Genomic DNA, 21,651 nt, shown 5'->3' on the forward strand with positions numbered 1-21,651 from the left:
AGCACATTGGCTACAGAAAATTTTGGTACCGTAACAAAAGTTATGGGCCCTGTTCTGGATGTCCGATTTGAAGACGGACAGTTGCCGGATTTGATGAATGCTATCGAGATTGACAACCGCGGCACAAGGCTTGTGGCAGAAGTAGCACAACATATCGGAGATGATGTTGTTCGCTGCATCGCTATGAGTAGTACCGATGGACTCACGAGAGGCACTCCGGCTAAAGATACTGGAGCCCCTATAAAGATGCCAGTAGGCGAGGAAGATCTTGGAAGAGTACTTAATCTTCTAGGAGAACCTGTAGATAATAAAGAAGCAGTTCCTGCAAGTGATTTTTGGCCAATTCACAGACCGGCACCTTCCTATGAAGAGCAGCAGACATCTGCTGAAATCCTTGAGACAGGTATTAAGGTCGTTGACCTTATTTGTCCATATCTTAAGGGTGGTAAGATTGGTTTGTTCGGTGGTGCAGGTGTAGGAAAAACAGTTCTTATTCAGGAACTTATTCACAATATTGCAACTGAGCACGGTGGATACTCAGTATTCACAGGTGTAGGTGAGCGTACCCGTGAAGGTAATGACCTTTATGGCGAAATGAGTGAAAGTGGAGTTATTAACAAAACAGCACTTATATTCGGTCAGATGGATCAGCCACCTGGAGCACGTATGAGAGTTGCTCTTTCAGGACTTACAGTTGCTGAATATTTCCGTGATGTTAAGAAACAGGACGTGCTTTTGTTCATTGATAATATCTTCCGTTTCACTCAGGCAGGTTCTGAGGTTTCAGCCCTTTTAGGACGTATGCCTTCAGCCGTAGGTTATCAGCCTACACTTGCTACAGAAATGGGTGAATTGCAGGAACGTATTACATCTACAAAGAATGGTTCTATCACATCTGTTCAGGCCGTATATGTACCTGCGGATGACTTGACAGACCCTGCTCCTGCAACAACATTTACACACCTTGATGCAACAACAGTTCTTTCCCGTGAAATTGCTTCACAGGGTATTTATCCTGCTGTTGATCCTCTTGAATCAACAAGTAGAATTCTTACTCCGGAAATAGTTGGTCACGATCACTATGAAGTTGCACGAGGAGTTCAGGAAGTATTGCAGAGATATCGTGAACTTCAGGATATCATCGCTATCATGGGTATGGATGAACTTTCTGATGAAGATAAGCTTACAGTTAACCGTGCACGTAAAGTACAGCGTTTCCTGTCACAGAGCTTTAGTGTTGCAGAACAGTTCACTGGTTTGGAAGGAAAATACGTACCACTCAAGGAAACAATCAGAGGTTTCAAGATGATTCTTGATGGTGAGTGTGATGAACTTCCAGAGTCAGCATTCCTCTTCTGTGGAACAATAGACGAAGCGTTCGAAAAGGCAAAGAAGTGACAAGCATTTGCCTTATAAAAGGTAAATGCCAGAAAGGAAAAGCAGATGGCAGCTCCATTTCATCTTCAGATTGCGACACCGGACGGCGGAGTTTTTGATGGACAGGCAACACGCCTTATCTGTAGAACTATCGACGGCGATGTCTGCGTTATGGCTAGACACACCAATTATTGCTCAGCTCTTGGAATGGGCGAAGCAAGAGTTACAATGGAGGACGGAAACGTTCGACTTGCAGCTTGTATGGGTGGTATGTTAAATGTCATGGACGGAGAGTGCCGATTAGTAGCTACGACATGGGAATGGAAAGAAGATATCGATCTAGACCGTGCCGAGGATGCAAAAAGAAGAGCCGAGGAGATGCTCGCAGAACGTGATAGAATGGATGACCGTGATATCCAGGTTGCAGAAGCAAAACTCCGTCGTGCGCTTATCCGCAGTGGTGTAGCAAAACTCTGATAAATAATATTTAAGACGCTATCGAATTTTGGGTAGCGTCTTTTTTGTAGCATAAATTAAGAACAATTAGAATGATAGTGCGGAATGTTTGCATGCGTAACCGAATAGGAGTTAGACTGCTCGATAGCATTTTGTTGTGAGAGCGAATTTTCTTATTTCGAAAAAAAAAATTGCAATAATTCTATTATTTGAGAATGTAACGTAATGTGCCTATCAACTATAATTCTATCAACAAGGTAATAGCTATAGATAATAGTCAAGACGTTTTTATGAGGAGATTTCATTATGGATTATTCTGAAATGGCAGTAATGCTATTAAAAAAATGTACTGCGGAGTGTGATTTAGAAGAATCTACATGTGGGCTTAAAGTTGCGGCGATTTATATTACAGAGGACTAATGTAAGATTTAGTACATCATAAAATAGTTTTACGTAGATACGATGTACTAGAAGGCTCACACAGTATTCTTTGAGATAAATATCTTTAATGGATAAAAAACTTATATATCAGCTGTTAGGTATTTTAATACTGGAAAGAAGGGGAGTATGACAAAAATAAAAACAACATTGTTTCATAAGAATAAACTTTTGTTCACAATAGTTGTATTACTTATTGTTATGGGCAATTTTTTGGCAATTTCTTTTGCATATGTCTTGCAAAAGGTTCTTGATTTGGTAAGTGAGGGGAACATAAGTAAACTTGTTTCGTTTTCGGTTTTTATTATTATACTTTTGATACTACTATTTTTGGTACAGTATTCTCTTAATAGATTTAGGAATAAATATATATATAGAGTCATGCGCTCGTTTAGAGCAGAAGTTTATCAACAATTATCTCAGAATAGTATAACAATGTTTTTTTCTGAGAATACCAATAAATATGTATCTTTTTTTCAAAATGACATAACTATAGTAGAAGAAAGGTATTTGCTAGGGATTTTTTCTACTATAAGCAGTATTCTTTCTATGTTGTGGGCGATATTATTGATGCTTTGGTATAGTGTTTCATTATCGATGATTGTTATTTTACTGTGTCTGGTACTGGTCTTGATGACCCAAATAATGAGCAAAAGGATAAGTGAATATGAAGTAGCAACAAGCGAAGCCAATATGCACTTTATAAGTATGTTAAACGATTTGTTAAATGGTTTTACTGTTATAAAAAGCTTTCAGGCCGAAGAAAAAGCATTAGAATTATTCGGAATACAAAATGAAAAATTATCGGTAACTAGAAAGAGTAAAAAGGATAAAGAAGCTTTATTGACAACAATGTCTAATGTGCTCGGTTCATTAATACAAATATTGATATTTGTTATTGGTGGAGTATTTGCTATAAATAAGTGGTTGTCCTTAGGAACTGTGGTTGCATACATAAATCTTTCAGAATATATTATTTCTCCATTGCAATTGCTTCCGGGCTATGTTGCTGGAATAAAATCAGCAGATTCACTAATCAGTAGAATGGATAATCAGCTGTGTAATTGTAGCAAAACAAACGAAAGAATAACTGTTAATAAGATTAATGCTGGTATAAAAATTGATAACTTAAGCTTTTCGTATGATAATAAAACGATTTTGTCGGATCTTAGTTATAACTTTCAATTAGGAAAATCTTATGCAATAGTTGGAAAAAGTGGGAGTGGAAAATCTACCTTTATGCGTTTGTTGCTGAGTGGATACGATAATTATAGTGGGGATATTTATTATGATAATGTAAATATAAAGAAAATAGATATAAAGTCTTTATACAATTTAGTTTCGTATGTACAGCAGTCAACATTTATTTTTAATGCAAGTATTATTGATAATGTTACTATGTTTCAAAATTATCCACGTGAAGATGTTATGAATGCGATAACAAAAGCTGGTCTGAGTTCATTGATTAATAAAAAAGGACTTGATTATATCTGCGGTGAGAAAGGATGTAATTTGTCAGGCGGGGAGCAGCAGAGGATTTCTATAGCGAGGTGTCTTTTAAAGAAATCATACATTATTATGATGGATGAGCCAACGTCGTCACTTGATGATATAACCGCTGATGAAATTGTTGATTGTGTCACAAAACTTGAAGGAGTTACCAAAATCTTTATTACACACGATAACAGCGAAAACTTTTTGAAAAAATTTGATGAAGTATTGGAACTTCGCGATGGAAGATTATGTAAGAATTAGTATGGATAAAAATATAATCAATTGAAAATGTATCGAATAATAAATAATGCATATCTTTTAGTATTTTATGGATTCAATAATGTCATCAATTGATTTGGGTATATGATTATGAAAAAAAATATTATTAATAAATGCAATATATTATTCTGATATGGATAGTCCTCATTTGGGACAAATGATTCTACGTGATATTCTCTGCGAATACTATGATGTAGAATGTATAAATTTTGATTACCTTAATAAGCAAAAGATAATTTCTTATAGCGAGAAGTACCAAGATAATATACATCTTATGGGGGATTATATTTTAAGTAAGTGTCCTGATGCAGTTGGTTTTTATACCATTTCTAATGCGTTCTTTTCGATTATTTCAATTGCTCAATATATTAAAAAGGTTTGTCCTTTAGGTATAACAGATTTGCAATTACATAAATTTATGCCTTTACCAGGAACAAAGGAAACAGCCAGAGTATTCGAAAAACTGTATTTTGATGAAAGAATGATTGAGGCAACATTAAATAATTATTCTTTTGAAGATATTAAAGACATCATTACTAAATATAAAGCTGCATTTACGCAGTATTATACTTTTGATTCAGAAGTAAGAAATCTTTATCCTAGATTTGATTTGTTTATTGAAGTGATGTCTAGCCTTTCTGATTTTTTTAAAGGTACATTAAAATTCTTAGTTAAACAATATGGTTTCATTACAATCTATAGGAGAATTGAAACAAATTTAGAAGATTTGTTTATAGAATCGCAAAATAGAGAAATAACAGACCGCGTTAGTGTAGATAAGAGAAAAAGGTTGGCGAGAATATATAAGGCTGCTTCAGATTTCTTAGAAAGTGAAATTAAAAAACAAAAATCTATTTTGTTTTCGAGCATATTTAAGTATGACTATAATAAAATGAAATGTTATATTGATAACAAGCAAACTGTTACAATTCTTAAATTTGAAATTAATATACGTACGGCGATACAAACATATGATATAAAACCTGAATGTTACTATGTTAAATATACTCAAATTGGTGATAAAGTATATACAACTCATGTCATTCCGAGAGCATGTCATTCCATAATTTAAGTAACGAGTTATAAGCATTGGCTGATTTTGCATCTACCGGACGCTGATTATTTAATAGATGGTCAATAACATCTATCGTTGTTGATCCAAACGAGTCAAAGGCGGTTTTGAAAAAAGAAGAATCGGTATATGCATATTTCATTTCTGACAGATTGTAATTAGGATGCTTATCAAATTTTCGTGCATGTTCATATGCCTGTTTAATATACGAAGACATTTGTTCATAGCTGTTAGAAAAAGCAAGAATAAGTGTGAGTAATGAAAGTGTTATAGCAAAAATGCGATCGTAGTATGTCGTTTCGTTGTCATACAGTAGTCCGCGAATATTAGTGCATTCCCATTGAAGAATTTCTATTGCTTCATTATATTTTCTTTTCTCTGTAAAGATATTTGCAGCAGCTATAACTATCATATTTCTTTCAGTTACAGATTTAATCATTGCATTTGTTATGTATAGGAGAGATTCTTCTGCGTTTTCTATATGTTCAGATAGCATTTGTGCTATATATACGTCATTTATCCCACAATAATTACACATTTTATATTCATTTATAGCCTTTTTATGATATCCCATAAGGCTATAAATAGATGCAATATCTCTGTGAATACTGACAGTTCCAATATGTTCATCATTATTCTGGTATATTAAATCTAAAGACTTATGAAGCAATTCTAAAGCCTTTTCTCCGGATTGATTTTTATGAGAAGTAATATAGAGCGTTTTGTATAGATTTGAGGATTCGATATAGATACGAAAATTATTGGGAAATTTTAGTAATGCAGTTTCTGATAGTTCTATTGCTTCTTCAAATTTTCGATTTCTAGTTAATGAGTTAATACTATCAGCGTATTTATCTGCATCACGGTGTTTTAATTCATAGCTAATAAGTGTATCAACAGAAATACCGAAAAAATCAGCGAGTTTTGCAAGCATAATTATATCTGGAAATGAGGTGCCTTTTTCCCATTTTGAGATAGTTGAAACAGAAACAGATAATCTTTCCGCAAGTTGCTCTTGGGTTAAGTTCATACTTTTACGATATTTTTTTATATTTTCTGCCAGCAATATCATCATGTCTTCTATCCCTCTTTTTGCATTAGTAAGCGATTTGAAATTCAAAAAGTATAAATACATCATAACATATAAGCAGATTTTTTGGTTGGTATAGATATCATTTATTTCGATAAGAAAAAAGTGTTAATGCCAAAACTAGAAAGAAATATCTTGTTGATGAACTCGTAAAAAATGAAGAATCACCGTCTTAGAATAATTACAATATTAATGTTAAAAACAAGTGATAGATTAATTTTATGATGTTGATTTAATGCGCTATAGTGGTAAAATCCTGTCTTTGACAGTTTGACAACAACTAAAGGTGCCAAAAACCTTGAGAAATCTAGCTTTTGGCGCCTGTTTTGCATTTCTTGAAATATAGTAATATTACCTTTGTTTACTTTGCTTTTCGATAGTTCTCATATCCGCTTTAGTAATGAACTCATAATCGGTTCTAAAACCACATGTTTTATGAAGGGCATCGGTAAGTTTATCGCGGATGTAAGTTGGCATATAACCCTGACCTTTGATGTCTGCAAATTTCATTGATTTTAATTTATCTAAGATTTCTTCACAGGTATATTTACTTTCAAGTTGCTTTTCCAATAAACGGTATACAAGTAATGACAGGAAACATATCAAGAAGTGAGCCTCTATTCTGTCGTCTCTCCTGATATAGACAGGTCTTGCAGCAAAATCAGTTTTCATGATTCTGAAGCACTCCTCAATCTGCCATCTGCCCTCGCTTACTTTTAAAATCTCTTTAACATCATCATCTATTAAATCTGTACAAACAGCATAAAGGCCGTCATATCTAGCTTCTTCGTCAACCTTTGTCTCGTCAAGATAGTAGTGTATATCGGCAACTTCGCCATCTTTAGTGTATGCATCCTTGCCTATAAAACGAGCTGGATCATTAGGATTTTTACGATTCTTTTTTAACTTTCCTTTTTTGATCATAGCCTCGGCACGTTGTACCTGTGCCTCTCTGATTGCCTTTTGATAAGCAGCATATTTGGGCGAATAGGTGATTATGAGCAGCTGATCTATATTTTCGCTGATATAAGGAATTTCTTTATAATACAGCTCATCAGAATCGGATTTTTCAATTTCTGAAGCAGAGACCTTTTGGTTATCTGAAAGTCTTTTAAAGCCATCTTTACTAAGCGCGAGTTTTTTGTTTTCTGCATCAAGCTTTTTTATTGACTGGGTGACGATAAAAGCTCGTTCTCCTAGATGGTTAAACTTGCGATTATCTGTTGAGCCAAGGCCGGCATCGCTGCAGTAAATAAACTTGTCATGTCCGAACTGCTGAATGATTTTTGTTTCTAAAGGCTTTAATGATTTTTGCTCATTCTGATTTCCGCCAAAAATTGAAAATGCCAGTGGAATACCGTCTCCATCAATGAAAAGTCCCATCTGAACGATTGGATTAGGGCGATGCTCTTTGCTTTTGCCATACTTTTTATTACCATCTTCCTGCTCGATTTCGAAATAGAAGTTAGAGCAGTCGTAGTAAAGTATTCTATCATTTCTTTTGCCAAAATAGTTGCTGTTCTTAAAAACTTCAGACTGGATGAAATCCGATTCTTTTGCAAGTACCGATAACGCTCTGTATACATCATGAAGCTCGTATGTAGGAGCTTCAAGGTATGACTGTGCAGCCTTATATGCAGAAAGTTTGCTATGTGGATCAAGGATGCGATTATAAACCAGGTCAGAAAGAATGGCATTTAAATCGTATTCATGCTGATGAAGTTTTTTGATCGCTTTGCAGATCTTGTCCAGCTGGAGCTTGTAATAAACAGCCTGAGGAAACAGATAACCGCCTTCAAATAGTTTGCGCTGTGCATAGTCTAATTCCTTATCTGCGTGGAAAACAACCTGAACAGATTTTGTTTTGCGGGCCTGTTTGTACTTATTGGTTTCGGCAGCAACTTCGCTGCGGCACCAGGCAATAACATCATCACGGGTTGGACCATGGTCCTTTATTAATTCTGAAAGGGTACCGAGCTTACGGACAGTAGCAGTGGTGTAGCAAAACTCTGATAAATGATTTATAGGCGCTATCGCAAAAGTGCGATAGCGCTTTTTCGATGTAAAAAGAGTAGAAATTACACACGCAAACATGAAAAACGGAAATGGTATATAATAAAGGGAATGTTATTTAAAACAAATAATAGTTCAAAAATGGAGGAGATAAATGGGTTTTTATGTTTTTGCAGATGGCACTGCTAATTTGCCAAAGAGTTTATTAGAAGGGATAACTCTTTTGCCATGTAGTTATCTGGTTAATGATAATCTGGTTGTATATAAAGGTAATATAGATGATTTTGACGGCCATACATATTATGAAGGTTTGAAAAATGGAAATCAGATTAAAACAAGTCTTCTTAATACGGCGCTTTTTTTGGAATACTTTACTCCAATAGCTAGTAAAGGTGAGAGTTTAATATATATTGCTATGAGTTCAGGAATAAGCGGAACTTATAATGCAGCTATTGCTGCAGCAAATGAACTTATGGATGAATACCCGGATTGTTTTATTCACATAGTAGATTCACATGGATGCGGTTTTGGTAATGGAATTCTTGCACTTAAAGCTGCAAAGCTTAGTAGAGACAACGTAGATTGCAAAGAGGCAGCAAAGATATTGGATGAAGCAGTTGCTCATGCCTGTCAGTATTTTACTGTTGATGACCTTAACTTTCTCAAAAACACAGGACGTGTAAGTGGTGTTACAGCGCAGATTGGAACAATACTTAATATCAAGCCAATTTTGTTTGGTGATAGTACTGGGCATATTATATCCTGTGGAAAAGTTAGAGGAAGAAAAAATGCAATCAAGGCTATATTGAATAAGTATTCTGAAAAGAGAATGGAAGGAGAGGATCAGACAGTTTGCATTTCTCATGGAGATTGTCTAGAAGATGCACAAATGCTTGCAAATATGGTTATGGAAGTAAACCCGAAAGCCAATATTACAATATGTCAGCATGAGCCATTCTCAGGTGCACATGTAGGACCTGGAATGCTCGGATTGTTTTTCTGGGGAAATGAGAGATAAGAGAGTATTAATCTAAGTAAAAACCAATATCAATTGGTGGTCCAATTGATATTGGTTTTTACTTGATTGAGCTTGGAATTATAGTATTTACTTGTGGCAAAGTCACATGAATAATCTGCTATAGCAACACAACATTTTAAGTTTTCTATTGTTTCTAGGGAATAGAAAACATTGCTATTCATAGCATTATTCCATGTGATGTTGAATAAATTTCTATGGATTGAATGGGCTCTGTGTTGCCGTAAAGCTTCTTTAATTATATATTCAGAAATTGAATTAGATGAAGCATATTCTTTGTTATCACCTAGTTGACTTGCAATAGTTCCCATGATTAATTCATATAAGCCTATATGAGTTTTGATACGCTTTTTGTAGTAGAATTCACATTTATCGCTAAGCATTTTTAATGTTCTAATATCATTTTTTTTACATGCAAGATTATAAAGTATTGTTACTTCTATGTCAGAGAGGTAACTGCCTGAGGAATACTTTACATTTTCAGGTAACGTTAGTTTTAAAGCATCTTTTAGGTTTTTAACATAGTCATTAGCATTTATTAGATTTTGCCTATATTTTCTTTCGTTCAAAATTAGAGTCAAGACTTGAGTATTAAAAACTTTGTTGTTTTTTAGCCTATCATCTAGAGCTTTTGAAATCTCCTCAGCTTGTTTCCAATCAGAATCATTCATATGGCGTTTATATTCTTTATATGTATTTAAAACTGAAAAATCATCTGTTATTATCTCGGAACGTCTAAAATGAGATACTATTCCTAACTTGGTGAAAAGTTCTTCAATAAGTAATTGTTGAGGTCTTGCTTTTCCTTGTTCAATTCGTGTTATGGTTTTTGATGAGCATAAATTACGAGAAAGCTGATCTATAGAGATTCCGTAAAGCAATCGTCTGCTCAAAAGAACATCGGATATGCAGTATACTTCTGAATCTCTGTATATATATCCACTATAATCCATTGATGCATCTATTTTATATTTTGAGTATATTGATTGAAACGAAACTAGCCATTTTTTTTCATTTTCACATATTTCTTTTGAACAAAGAAACGGAAGAGACATTACTTCGTTGATATCATTTCTGAGTTTAAGTAATTCTATTAGGTAATATGTTCTTCTGGCTTCTTTGAGATTTATTAAAGCTTTTTCGCTGTTTATCCAAATATCATAAAAGTTTTGGCTGCTTAAAGATGACATCGAAGTCAAATCAAACCATCCACAGACTGCCATTGGGTATACTTTAGCAACTACATTTGGTTGATGAAAAGATGTTTGAATTGCTTTACATATTATCGAATAAAAATCGGATAATTCATTTGGGGTGTAATTGTCTAATTTACTTTCGATGCGTAATGTTCTTAACAAAATATAGTATTCAACCGGGGCCAGTACATATTCGTCAAGATTAAGTAGATTAATATTGGGCATTGTAATATTAACAGCTTGGTTGTAAACTGAGGCAATTTGATTCAATGGCTTTTTCTCTAATTCCATGATTCGAGCTTTCATATCGAGAAGAAACTGATGTTCGATTTTCTGACCTTTTTTTACGGAATTAAGAAGATTATTGAGTATTTTCTTTGATTTAATTATATTCTTTTCTTCAACATATTCAATGAGTAATTGACTTTTTTGATGGAATTCATATTCATCATAGTGAATAAAGTCTTCAAAATCTTCAGAAGAAATACCCAATCTTGCTAGTAAGCGATTTCTCATAAGATAATTAGAGTTACGTTCACCTGTTTCTATATAATGCATCATGGTTTCTGAACATAATCCATAGCAGAGTTTTTTAGAAGGAATATGTAAGCGTTTTCTAGTGTTATTTAAAAAGCGGTGAAAGGTGATTTTGTCATAATCTTTTGAATTCATTTATGCTAGCATCCTTTTATGTCATTAAAAATTTATAACTTAAACTTTATACTTGCAATGAAGTCACGTATTTCGGATAAGGTTTAAATGTACTTCATAACTGCGAAGTTTTAATGTGTAATATTATAATTGTTTATGTTTTGAATGTCAATATAAGCGATAGGGACAGAGTTGTGAAGTGAATTTAACAACTCTGTCCCTTGATTAATGAAAAAATGAGCCTTAGACTTAAAATTGTCGCGGCAAGAAATAAAATAGAGGAGGTGCAAGCTAATGAAAAAAGTGTCATTTTCTTTTGATGATCAGACTTTTAGACCTGCTAACTGCATGGGGTTAATTGGATGTTGTTGTAGTAGGATTAATTAATTAAAGAAATTTAGTATTAAAAGGACAGGTAGTGAAGAAATACTATTTATAAGGTGTAATTCTTCACTACTCTTTCTAGGTGTTTTTTAGTAATTAGTCTTAAGTAAAAAATGATAGGATGGGTTAGATGATTTGAAAAATCAGAGATGCATTGAGTATAAAGGATGGCTTTTACTATCTGAAGAAAAGAGTAACAAGGTATATACAGCATATAATTCGCGAACAAATGAGCTTTTTGCTGCTGATAAAACTTTGGAAAATATTATTGATGAAATAGAAAAGATAGATGGCGGTGTTATTGAAACTAAAAAGGATGAATCAGTAGTACCAAAGAGAAATAAAATAAAGACTAAGAATTTAGTTATTTGCGCAGCAGAGCAGTGTAACATGTCTTGTAAATACTGTTTTGCTAAATCTGGTACTTATGGAAATTTGAAAACGCCTATAATTAATGAACTTGTTTTGAAAAAGATTAAGTTGTTTATGGATCAGATTACTTCTGATGGTTTTACAACTATACATTTTTTTGGTGGAGAACCATTGTTGGCTATAAGTGACATTATAAGTTTTTGTAAGATGGTAAGACTGTCAAGTGAAAATTTAGGAAGAACTTGTCCAGAATTCACTATGACTACAAATGGAACATTAATTACTGATGAAATAGCACAACAACTGGCAGATAATAATATCAAAGTATGTATAAGTATAGATGGACCACGAGTAATTCACGACACAAATAGAATATATCCGGATGGAAAGGGTTCATATGATGATACGATAAAAGGAATGGAATTATTAAGAAAATACAAGGTCCCATTTGCAATTGAGGCAACTATTTCAATTTTTCAGATTTATAATTGGTCTGAAGAAATGCTTGTTGAATACTTTGACTTCTTTAAACAAAGTGGAGCGACTTTGGTTGGAATATATTTAGATGTTTTCGAAGAAAAATTTGATGAACAAGAGAGAATCGCGTTATCAGAATTTATAAATATGATGGTTGATTTTATGTTTTCACTACTGACATCGTCAGAAGAATTGACCGTTGTTTATCAAAATGTAATGAGTATTATTTCATCAATAGTATTTGGAAAATTTGAAAAAGGTGAATGTGATGCAGGTTTTTCTCAGGTGTTTATTACAGCATCTGGAGATGTTTATCCATGTCAGGCTTATTATGCAAAAAGAAAGGATTTTCTAGGAAGTATTGAATTACCAATGGATGTCAAGAAGGCACAATTAAATTTGATGGAGAATAGAACTAAAAGAACACCTAAAGAGTGTGAGAATTGTTCATATAGAAGATTATGTGATGAAAGATGTCCTGGCATGAGGTTGCTTTCTTCAGGATATGAAGATCAATTGAGGAAACCATTTTGTTTTGCACAAAAACAATTAATAAATAGAGTGTTGATTAACCTTACGAAACTAATGAATGAAGATAAAGTTCAATTGTTCGAGCAAAATGTCAAGAAAGCTATTGAGCTTGCAAATACACTTCAGATACATGCGTAAATGATTATTAGAGGAGCATTTAGATGAGTAAAAAAGAAGTTAAAAATATGAGGCGGCAGTTTACACGGGAATTATTTAGAGATAATAAGTTTAATCTTTTTTGCACACTTTTAGCGACTATGTTTGCGTCTTGTGGAAGCTTGATAATTCCTTGGCTTATTAAAGAAATAGTGGATTTGATTTCTGGCGTGGGAAGATACACAATAACAGAATTGTTAATTATAACGATATTTGGAATAGCACTTTTTGTGTTGGCTGGTATTTTGGATTATATATTTTTAGGACGTTTTAGAGTAAAGGCTATTACACAATATCGTTCGTATGCTTTTGAAAGACTTATGAATAAAGGGATTCAAGCATTTTCAGGAGAAAATACATCTTTATATCTTTCAGCATTTTCAAATGATGTCAATACAATTGAGAGCAGTTATATAGCACCTATTCAGAATACTATACAAACAAGTGTAATGTTCATAGGAGCATTGTTTTTGATGCTTAGATACAGCCTTTTGCTTACTATGGTTGCAATCTTTTTTTCATTTATTCCGATATTAGTATCAATTGTTCTTGGAAATTGTGCAGCAATAGCAGAGAAAAAACTGTCTGACAAAAAAGCATTATATACTGGTGTATTAAAAGATGCATTGTCGGGGTTTTCTGTTATAAAAAGTTTTAGAGCAGAGCAGGATATTATAAAAATACACGATGAAAATATTGGATTTGTAAAAAATGCATCAGAGAACAAAACAAGGATTGGTGTTCTAGTATCATATTCTTCAATGTTAGCAGGAATTGTTGTACAGCTAGGTGTATTTATTGTGGCGGCTTGTTTAGTAAATGCAGGAAATAGTATAACTCCAGGAGTTGCTATTGCATTTGTTCAGTTGATGAATTATATACTTAATCCGATTCAGATACTACCATCATACTATGCAGGAGTAAAATCTTCTTATGCTCTTATCGACAAGATAGCAATTGCGCTTGATCAAAATGTGGTAGATGAAGGGACAAATATACAGTCAGAGCTTAGAGATAGTATTTCAATAAGAAATCTTTCTTTTTCATACGAAAAAGATAAAGAAGTATTAAAAGAAGTAAATATGAAATTAAACGCAGGTGGATGTTATGCAATAGTTGGTGGATCGGGTAGTGGAAAGTCTACTATTTTGAATTTACTTATGGCTGCATCAAGAGATTATCAGGGGGAGATAAAGTTTGATGGGATTGAGCTTAGAAGTATTGCTCCATCATCTTTATACAATCTGGTTTCAACTATCCAACAAAATGTTTTTGTTTTTAATCGTAATATAGTAGATAATGTAACAATGTTTTCAGAATTTACTGATGAAGAAATTGATCATGCTATAGAAATGTCTGGACTTGGCAGGTTGATAGAAGAAAAAGGAAAGAGCTATACTTGTGGAGAAAATGGAGTGAATCTTTCTGGTGGTGAAAGACAGAGAATATCAATAGCAAGAGCACTTCTTAGGAAAACACCAGTGTTATTAGTGGATGAAGCAACGGCAGCGTTAGATGCAAAAACTTCTTACGATGTTATGAATGCAATTCTTAACTTGAAAGGATATACAAGAGTAATAGTAACACATGATCTAGATGAAAGCATTCTTAAACGATGTGATGGTATTTTTACTATGAAAAATGGTAAAATTGCAGAGAAGGGAAGTTTTGAAGAATTGATGAACCAAAAGGGTTATTTTTATTCTTTGTTCACAGTTTCGCAGAACTAATAATAAAATAAAGATTGATGTTACTGTTAATATAGCTAAGTGAGATGGAGTTGTTGAATGTTTTTCGCAACTCTGTCTTTTTTGTGCTAGATAAATATTAAACAAGTAAAACATTACAGAATTAATCCGATACACTTGTAAAAGATTAATTTTATAATGTTGCATCACTGCGTCAAAGTGGTAAAATGGTTAAAGTATCTTCAAATGATATTTTCGCTGGAGGGGAAGATGGTTTCATCAAAAGAGTATTTATCAGAGTTGTTGTGCAGGTATAGGGGCAACTATGATATAGAAGAGAACTTTAAACTGAATAATAACTTCTATCCTGCGTATGCAAGATTTAGTTCTCTTAGTGAGAAGTATGTTTTGAGAAAAGAAGCAAAGCTTTGGGAAATACATACTTATGAGCATATTCTTTTCATTGAAACAAAAAGTGTATCTATTAAAATGCTTGATGAAATCTTCTTGGTGATGGCAAATGAAATGGAACCGGAATTTGTCAGGAATAACCAGAAATATCCTGAGAAGAATCATATGGTGTCTTATCTTACTGTTATTATTATTTCTGAAGAAACGCCAAATGAAATTGTTCAGAAAGCTATTAGGCATTTTTATTTTGATAAAGGATATATGCTTAATTTAAGAGGGCACAGTGAGGGGCATATTGCATGTGCAGCACTTGATTCTCAGAAGTTTTTTTCTAATAAACGAGGAGCAAGACTAGAGAAATTTATGCTGGATTCTTTCAATTTGAGAAAATCTAAAAAGGTTAGTTAAGTGATAAAAAGTTTTACAAATGCTTTTTATCATTAATTATAAAAAGGGTTTAGTAGGAGGAAAGATTATGAATGCAGCAGTTTTGTTAGTTGGAAGTATCGTCGTATTAGCTGCAGGCTATGTGCTGTATGGCGGATGGCTTGCCAAAAAGTGGGGAATTGATCCAAGTAGAAAGACACCTTCGCATGAACTCGAAGATGGAATGGATTATGTACCGGCTAAGACACCAGTTTTGATGGGACATCATTTCTCATCGATTGCAGGAGCTGGTCCTATTAATGGTCCTATTCAGGCAGCGGTTTTTGGTTGGATTCCAGTTCTGTTATGGGTACTTATCGGCGGAATCTTCTTTGGCGGAGTTCACGATTTTGGTGCTCTTTTTGCTTCACTTCGTCACAATGGACAGTCAATTGGAGAAATCATCGATGATTCTATGGGTAAGACCGCCAAGAAGCTTTTTCTTATCTTTGGTTATTTGACACTTATTCTTGTAGTTGCAGCATTTGGTTCGATTGTTGCCAGTACCTTTGGAACTACAACAGCAGCAGGTGTGGCAGTTGAGGGTGCTACACTTAATGCAAATGAATCAACTGCAATGATTTCATTTTTGTTCATAGTTCTTGCTATGGTTTTTGGTTTCTTTGTTTATAGAAAAAATGCTCCAATAGTTGTTGCCTCTATTATTGGTTGTTTGGGAATCGTGGCAGTTGTAGCAATCGGACTTAATTTTCATCCTATAGCACTTACATATAATACATGGATGTGGGTTATAGGTGCATATATTCTGGTAGCATCAGTTACTCCTGTATGGATTTTGCTTCAGCCAAGAGATTATCTTAGTTCTTTTTTGCTTTATTTCATGATTGCAGTTGGTATAGTAGCTGTTCTCGGCGCAGTAATTACAGGGCATGGTCATTTTGAAGTCCCTGCCATGGGTGATGCTGCTTTGAAGGGAACTGGTGTATTTACAACAGGTACGGTTTTCCCTGCACTTTTTGTTACTATTGCATGTGGAGCAATTTCTGGATTCCATTCACTTGTTTCTTCAGGAACTACTTCCAAGCAGCTCGATAATGAAAAAGATGCTAAGCCGGTAGCATATGGTTCTATGCTTATTGAATGCGTAGTTGCAGTTATTTCACTTTGTGCAGTTGGTTTTGTATGGTCTGCAGCACATGACGGAACTTATGCAAGTCCAACTCAGGTATTTGCTGGTGGTTTATCCGCTATGATTGGTAGCTTTGCACCTCAGATTCAGAATATTATGTATCAGATGCTGATTTTGGCAGTATCTGTTTTCTGCCTTACTTCACTTGATACAGCTACAAGACTTGCAAGATATATGTTCCAGGAGTTTTTCCTTGAGCAGGGACAGACTGCGAAAGATGCAACAGGATATAAGAAAGTATTGACAAATCCTATTGTAGCAACAGCTATTACAGTAGTATTGGGAATTAGCCTTGGAATGACAGGATATACTAAGATTTGGCCTTTGTTCGGAGCAGCAAATCAGCTTCTTGCAGCTCTTGGTCTTATTGCAGTTTGCACATGGCTTGGAGAAGTTGGTAAGAACAATAAGATGTTCTATGTTCCGATGGCTTTCATGCTTGCGGTTACTATTTGCTCATTGGTGCAGACAATTCATGCCAAGATGACAGCATACCTGTCTGGAGCAGCAGATAAATGGGCATTGATTCAGTCTGTAATCGCAGTACTGCTTATTGCACTTTCAGTTGTTTTGGCAGTAATAGCAGTAAAGACACTTGTTTCTCAGCACGTAAAAAAAAAGACTGATTCAGAGGCGGCCTGAAAAATAAAGATATAGAATGTATAAGCAGGCAACTTTTTGCATGATAAAGTGCAAAAAGTTGCCTGCTTTTTAGTTTTTGAAAACTAATTGTCAATTCGACGCCAGTACAATTATAGGGATTGACTTCGTTAACATGGACTTTATAATCAGCGATGATGATAGTGGGATTATTATCAGTGGAATCATCAGAGTAACCAGCAAAATAAACATTCTGATAATGAGCTGGTAATAGATGCATCAATATTCATAATAAACTCCTTAAATAATATATTTATTCTGTCAGTTGTTCTCTCGGATGAATCGAAAAAAAGTTTAGATAAAAATAATTATTTTTGATAGCTTTTTATTGAAAAATAAACAAAAAATAATTATACTTTTATTATAAAATAACGAATAAAGGTGTGTGAGATGCATATCTTTTTTAGGAGGGAGACAAAAAATTGATTCACAAAGCTAAAATGAGTTTTAGAAATCGTATGATTGCAATGTCAGCTGCGGCAGTTTTGTCTGCGACAGCTTTTTTTACGGTTCCAACTTCAACATTAAGGGTTGATGCAGCAGTTCCGATTGCTCAGGGAATTGATGTTTCACATTATCAGGGGGCTATCAATTGGACAGCAGTGGCAAATTCAGGTATTAAGTTTGCTTTTGTTAGAGTTGGAACATCTAATACTATTGATACTCAGTACATTAACAATTTGAAAGGGGCAGCAGCTGCAGGACTTAGAGTGGGTGTTTATTGGTATACATATGCGACTACACCAGAGCAGGTAGCTCAGGAAGCTAATCTTGTTGTACAGCTTATTGCACCATATCAGATTTCTTATCCTGTAGTACTTGATTTGGAAGCTCAAGCTCAAAAAGCTTTGAATCCTGCACAGCAGCAGGCTTTAGTAAACACTTTCTGCAGTATTGTTCATAATGCAGGATATATGCCAATGGTATATGCAAGCCGTAACTGGTATGCTCAAAGACTTGGTGATACAACCTGGCAGAAGTGGGTTGCTCAGTATTCTGATGCATGCACAATGCCATTTTCCTATGGAGTATGGCAGTATACAAGCCATGGTGCAGTTCCTGGAATCGGAACAAGAGTAGACATGGATTATCTGTATACAGATTATTCAACACTTATTATTCCAGAAGGATTCCTTCAGCGTGATGGAAAGACTTATTATTTTGCAAATTATCGTTGGCAAAAGGGATGGGTTACTCCTGCATCTGGTGGAAAGTATTTCTGTGATGCAACAACTGGTGCAGTTACAACCGGTTGGATGAATGATGGAACATATCAGTATTACCTTGATCCGGCACAGGGTGGTAAGGCATGCGTAGGTGTTACCAAGATTGGCAATGATACATACTATTTCAATGCAGATGCAAGAGAGACAACTGGTCTTATAACTGTTGGTGATGGAATGGTAATGTATTTTGCACAGGATGGTAAGGCTCAGAAGGGCTTTGTACCTCTTGGCGATGGAACAAGATACTTTGCAGATAACTATCTGATGCTTACAGGTCTTCAGACAATTGGAAAAGATCTCTACTACCTTGGAAATGAAGGTATTGTAAGAACCGGCTATGTTTCATTAGAGAATGGTTTGTATTTCTTTAATGCAGAAGGTAAGTCAGTAACAGGATTCTTTGCAGATCCTACATCAAAGTTAACATACTATTTTGCACCTGAAACACATACAGCAGTTACAGGACTTCAGAATATCAACAAGAAGCTTTATTACTTCAATGAAAAGGGAGCAATGCAGACAGGTATGTTACCACTTAATGGTGGATTATATCTCTTTGGGGCTGATGGAGCTGCTGTAACAGGATTCTTCACAGATCCTGCTACTAACAAGACATACTATTTTGATCCTGCATCAGGAAAAGCTGTTGTAGGTGCTACTACAATTGGAAAGAGCAACTACATCTTTGATGCAAATGGTGTAATGCAGACTGGATTTATTGGCGGTTACTACTATGGACCAGACGGAAAGATGGTAGCAAATCAGATGTTTAATGCCAATAATCTGACATTCATGGCTGGAAAAGATGGAAGAATACAGACAGGAATTGTAAAGACCAAGAATGGAACATATGCATTTGACGCAAAAGACGGACATATGCTTAGCGGATTTGTTCAGATTAAGAATGCACTTTATTTCTTCGGACCGGATGGAAAGATGGTTAAGAATACAACAGCAGTATTGTATGATGCACCATGCACATTTGATAAGACAGGTAAGCTTATAGCGCCTGCTAATTGGATGCCACCAGCTGTTGTTGGAATCTTTTAATTCAATTTAAAGATTGCACAGATGAATTTAAAGCCCCATTTTTATCAGCTATTAGCGGATAAAAATGGGGCTTTTTGCGTGTTTTTTTAGAAAAAGTTTATAATCAAATTCAATTTTGTAGAAAGTGGTATACATGGACTTGATATGTATTTTTGTTTGTGAGAAAATTAAGATTGGTGTAGGAAAATGAAACTAAAGTAACTACACTTAAGTTGTTATGGAGGTTACTGTTTGCGGGATTTGTTATAGCAGGCAGTATTGAAGACCATTAACATGATGGATGGAGGTATGTAAAATGTTGCTAGACGAAGCAAAGGAAAAGTTGGCAAAGTTTGGGCAGGAGCATGTTCTTAAATATTATGAAGAGCTTAATGATGAAGAAAAGACTGCATTACTTGAGCAGATAGAGGACACAGATTTTTCTATTTTGTCCAAGTGTAGTGAGCTTGGTAAGGCAAGTAAGAGAGGAGAATTCAGTCCTCTTGCTGCTATGCAGATATCTGAAATCGAAGCTAATCACGATAAATTCTATAACCTTGGTGTTGAGGCTATTAAGGCTGGAAAGACTGCAGCTGTCCTTCTTGCAGGTGGAATGGGAACCCGTCTTGGAAGTGACAACCCAAAAGGTATGTATGATATAGGTATTACAAAGCCTGTTTTTATTTTCCAGAGACTGTTTGAGAATCTTATGGACTCTGTTAAGGCAGCAGATAATACATATATTCATCTTTTCATTATGACATCTGAGAAGAATAATGATGCTACAGTTAAGTTCCTTACAGAGAAGAATTTCTTTGGATATCCTAAGGATAAAGTTACATTCTTTAAACAGGATATGGCACCAGCTTCTGATTATAATGGAAAGGTTTATATGGAAGGAAAGAACCGCATTTCTACATCTCCAAATGGAAATGCAGGATGGTTTTCTTCTATGATAAGAGCAGGTCTTCTTGATGTAATTCATGCAGAAGGAATTGAATGGATTGATGTATTTGCTGTTGATAATGTTCTTCAGAGAATTTGTGATCCATGTTTTGTAGGTGCTACAATTGACCGCAATGTTAGCGTAGGTGCTAAGGTTGTACGCAAGAATGCTCCGGATGAGAAGGTTGGTGTTATGTGTCTTGAAGATGGCAGACCATCTATCGTAGAGTATTACGAACTTTCACAGGAGATGATGGATGCAAAGGATGAAAATGGAGATCCTGCATACAATTACGGTGTTATTCTGAATTACCTTTTCAATGAGAAAGCGCTTGAAGAGATTGCAGCAAAAGAACTTCCTCTTCATGTTGTAGAGAAGAAGATTCCTTACATCGATGAAAACGCAAATCTTATTAAGCCAGAATCACCAAACGGATGTAAATTCGAGCAGCTCGTTCTTGATATGATTCATATGCTTGATAGTTGCCTTCCTTATGAAGTAACTCGTGAAAAAGAGTTTGCACCTATTAAGAATAAGACAGGTATCGATTCTGTTGAATCTGCAAGACAGCTTTGCAAGATAAATGGTATTGAATTATAATATGATATAATAACCGAAAGTTAAAAATGCTTACATATTTATATGTTTAGCATTTTTAATTTTTTGAGGTTTTACAACCTTGAAATGTTACAAAAATTTGTTTTACGAAGGATTGTAACAAGCTTTTATGTGGAGGAGGACAAGTTAGGCAACAGAAAATATTGTCAAACGTGAGTGAATATGCTCAAAGATGCCTAGAATCCATGGTATTAGTTAGTCACTTAAAACTACTGGAAACACAGGAAATACCAGAGCAGTTTGAAACAGTCCTGCTAACTACGGTGTAGAAACCTGATGGTTGTGTTTGAGTAATGGTATAAGTCTACGAAAACCAAGTAGCAAAATAATAATAATATTAAGAAAGGAAAAGCTATTAAGATGAAATCTATATAAAGCCATATTCAAGGCGATATAGATATGTACCGATGGCTAAGTCGGGAATTTACGACTGTGGAGTGTACAAGAACTTGTGAGTAGCGTATTGCTTGCAATC

Annotated in this window: 14 protein-coding genes; 11 read left to right on the top strand and 3 right to left on the bottom strand. The window is 34.7% G+C overall.

Going from position 1 to position 21,651, the window contains the following annotated elements; all coding sequences use genetic code 11:
• Positions 1 to 6 precede the first annotated feature (6 nt).
• The 4 genes from atpD (at position 7) to G634_RS0110195 (ending at position 5,116) form a co-directional block, all read left to right on the top strand.
• On the top strand, positions 7 to 1,398 hold the full coding sequence (gene atpD, locus G634_RS0110175) for a F0F1 ATP synthase subunit beta (RefSeq protein WP_026505210.1): 1,392 nt from the start codon (positions 7 to 9) through the stop codon (positions 1,396 to 1,398).
• A gap of 45 nt (positions 1,399 to 1,443) precedes the next feature.
• A complete protein-coding gene (gene atpC / locus G634_RS0110180; protein ID WP_026505211.1) occupies positions 1,444 to 1,854 on the top strand; it encodes an ATP synthase F1 subunit epsilon in 411 nt (136 codons plus the stop codon).
• Positions 1,855 to 2,400: 546 nt separating this feature from the next.
• Complete coding sequence (locus G634_RS0110190; protein WP_026505212.1) at positions 2,401 to 4,026, top strand: ABC transporter ATP-binding protein; 1,626 nt, start codon at positions 2,401 to 2,403, stop codon at positions 4,024 to 4,026.
• Positions 4,027 to 4,192: 166 nt separating this feature from the next.
• On the top strand, positions 4,193 to 5,116 hold the full coding sequence (locus tag G634_RS0110195) for a hypothetical protein (RefSeq protein WP_196805340.1): 924 nt from the start codon (positions 4,193 to 4,195) through the stop codon (positions 5,114 to 5,116).
• Here G634_RS0110195 and G634_RS20355 read toward each other — a convergent pair.
• A complete protein-coding gene (locus tag G634_RS20355; protein ID WP_051233823.1) occupies positions 5,085 to 6,191 on the bottom strand; it encodes a helix-turn-helix domain-containing protein in 1,107 nt (368 codons plus the stop codon). The two genes, G634_RS0110195 and G634_RS20355, sit on opposite strands and share 32 nt — an antisense overlap.
• Before the next feature lie 366 nt (positions 6,192 to 6,557).
• Positions 6,558 to 8,285, bottom strand: a complete 1,728-nt coding sequence (locus G634_RS0110205; protein ID WP_442855638.1) for an IS1634 family transposase — start codon at positions 8,283 to 8,285, stop codon at positions 6,558 to 6,560.
• An 88-nt stretch (positions 8,286 to 8,373) separates the two neighbouring features.
• On the opposite strand from G634_RS0110205, the gene G634_RS18770 reads away from it, so the two are divergent.
• On the top strand, positions 8,374 to 9,237 hold the full coding sequence (locus G634_RS18770; protein WP_051233824.1) for a DegV family protein: 864 nt from the start codon (positions 8,374 to 8,376) through the stop codon (positions 9,235 to 9,237).
• A gap of 29 nt (positions 9,238 to 9,266) precedes the next feature.
• Here G634_RS18770 and G634_RS0110215 read toward each other — a convergent pair whose 3' ends face one another.
• Positions 9,267 to 11,123, bottom strand: coding sequence for a helix-turn-helix domain-containing protein (locus G634_RS0110215; RefSeq protein WP_026505215.1), 1,857 nt, complete (start codon positions 11,121 to 11,123; stop codon positions 9,267 to 9,269).
• A 498-nt stretch (positions 11,124 to 11,621) separates the two neighbouring features.
• On the opposite strand from G634_RS0110215, the gene G634_RS0110220 reads away from it, so the two are divergent.
• From G634_RS0110220 to G634_RS0110245, 6 genes are all read left to right on the top strand, one after another.
• Entirely contained in the window at positions 11,622 to 13,004 is a 1,383-nt protein-coding gene (locus G634_RS0110220; RefSeq protein ID WP_026505216.1) for a radical SAM/SPASM domain-containing protein, read from the top strand.
• A 23-nt stretch (positions 13,005 to 13,027) separates the two neighbouring features.
• A complete protein-coding gene (locus tag G634_RS0110225) occupies positions 13,028 to 14,752 on the top strand; it encodes an ABC transporter ATP-binding protein (RefSeq protein WP_026505217.1) in 1,725 nt (574 codons plus the stop codon).
• 228 nt (positions 14,753 to 14,980) lie between these two features.
• Positions 14,981 to 15,529 carry a hypothetical protein gene (locus G634_RS0110230; protein WP_026505218.1) on the top strand — a complete coding sequence of 183 codons (549 nt, stop codon included), beginning with the start codon at positions 14,981 to 14,983 and terminating at the stop codon, positions 15,527 to 15,529.
• 67 nt (positions 15,530 to 15,596) lie between these two features.
• On the top strand, positions 15,597 to 17,339 hold the full coding sequence (locus G634_RS0110235) for a carbon starvation CstA family protein (RefSeq protein ID WP_026505219.1): 1,743 nt from the start codon (positions 15,597 to 15,599) through the stop codon (positions 17,337 to 17,339).
• Between the two features lie 440 nt (positions 17,340 to 17,779).
• Complete coding sequence (locus G634_RS0110240; protein WP_035799641.1) at positions 17,780 to 19,633, top strand: GH25 family lysozyme; 1,854 nt, start codon at positions 17,780 to 17,782, stop codon at positions 19,631 to 19,633.
• 295 nt (positions 19,634 to 19,928) lie between these two features.
• Positions 19,929 to 21,158: a UTP--glucose-1-phosphate uridylyltransferase gene (locus tag G634_RS0110245; RefSeq protein ID WP_026505221.1), complete on the top strand. Its 1,230-nt coding sequence runs from the start codon at positions 19,929 to 19,931 to the stop codon at positions 21,156 to 21,158.
• Positions 21,159 to 21,651: the final 493 nt, after the last annotated feature.

It is taken from the genome of Butyrivibrio sp. NC3005 (assembly GCF_000424545.1).
Lineage (GTDB): Bacteria > Bacillota > Clostridia > Lachnospirales > Lachnospiraceae > Butyrivibrio.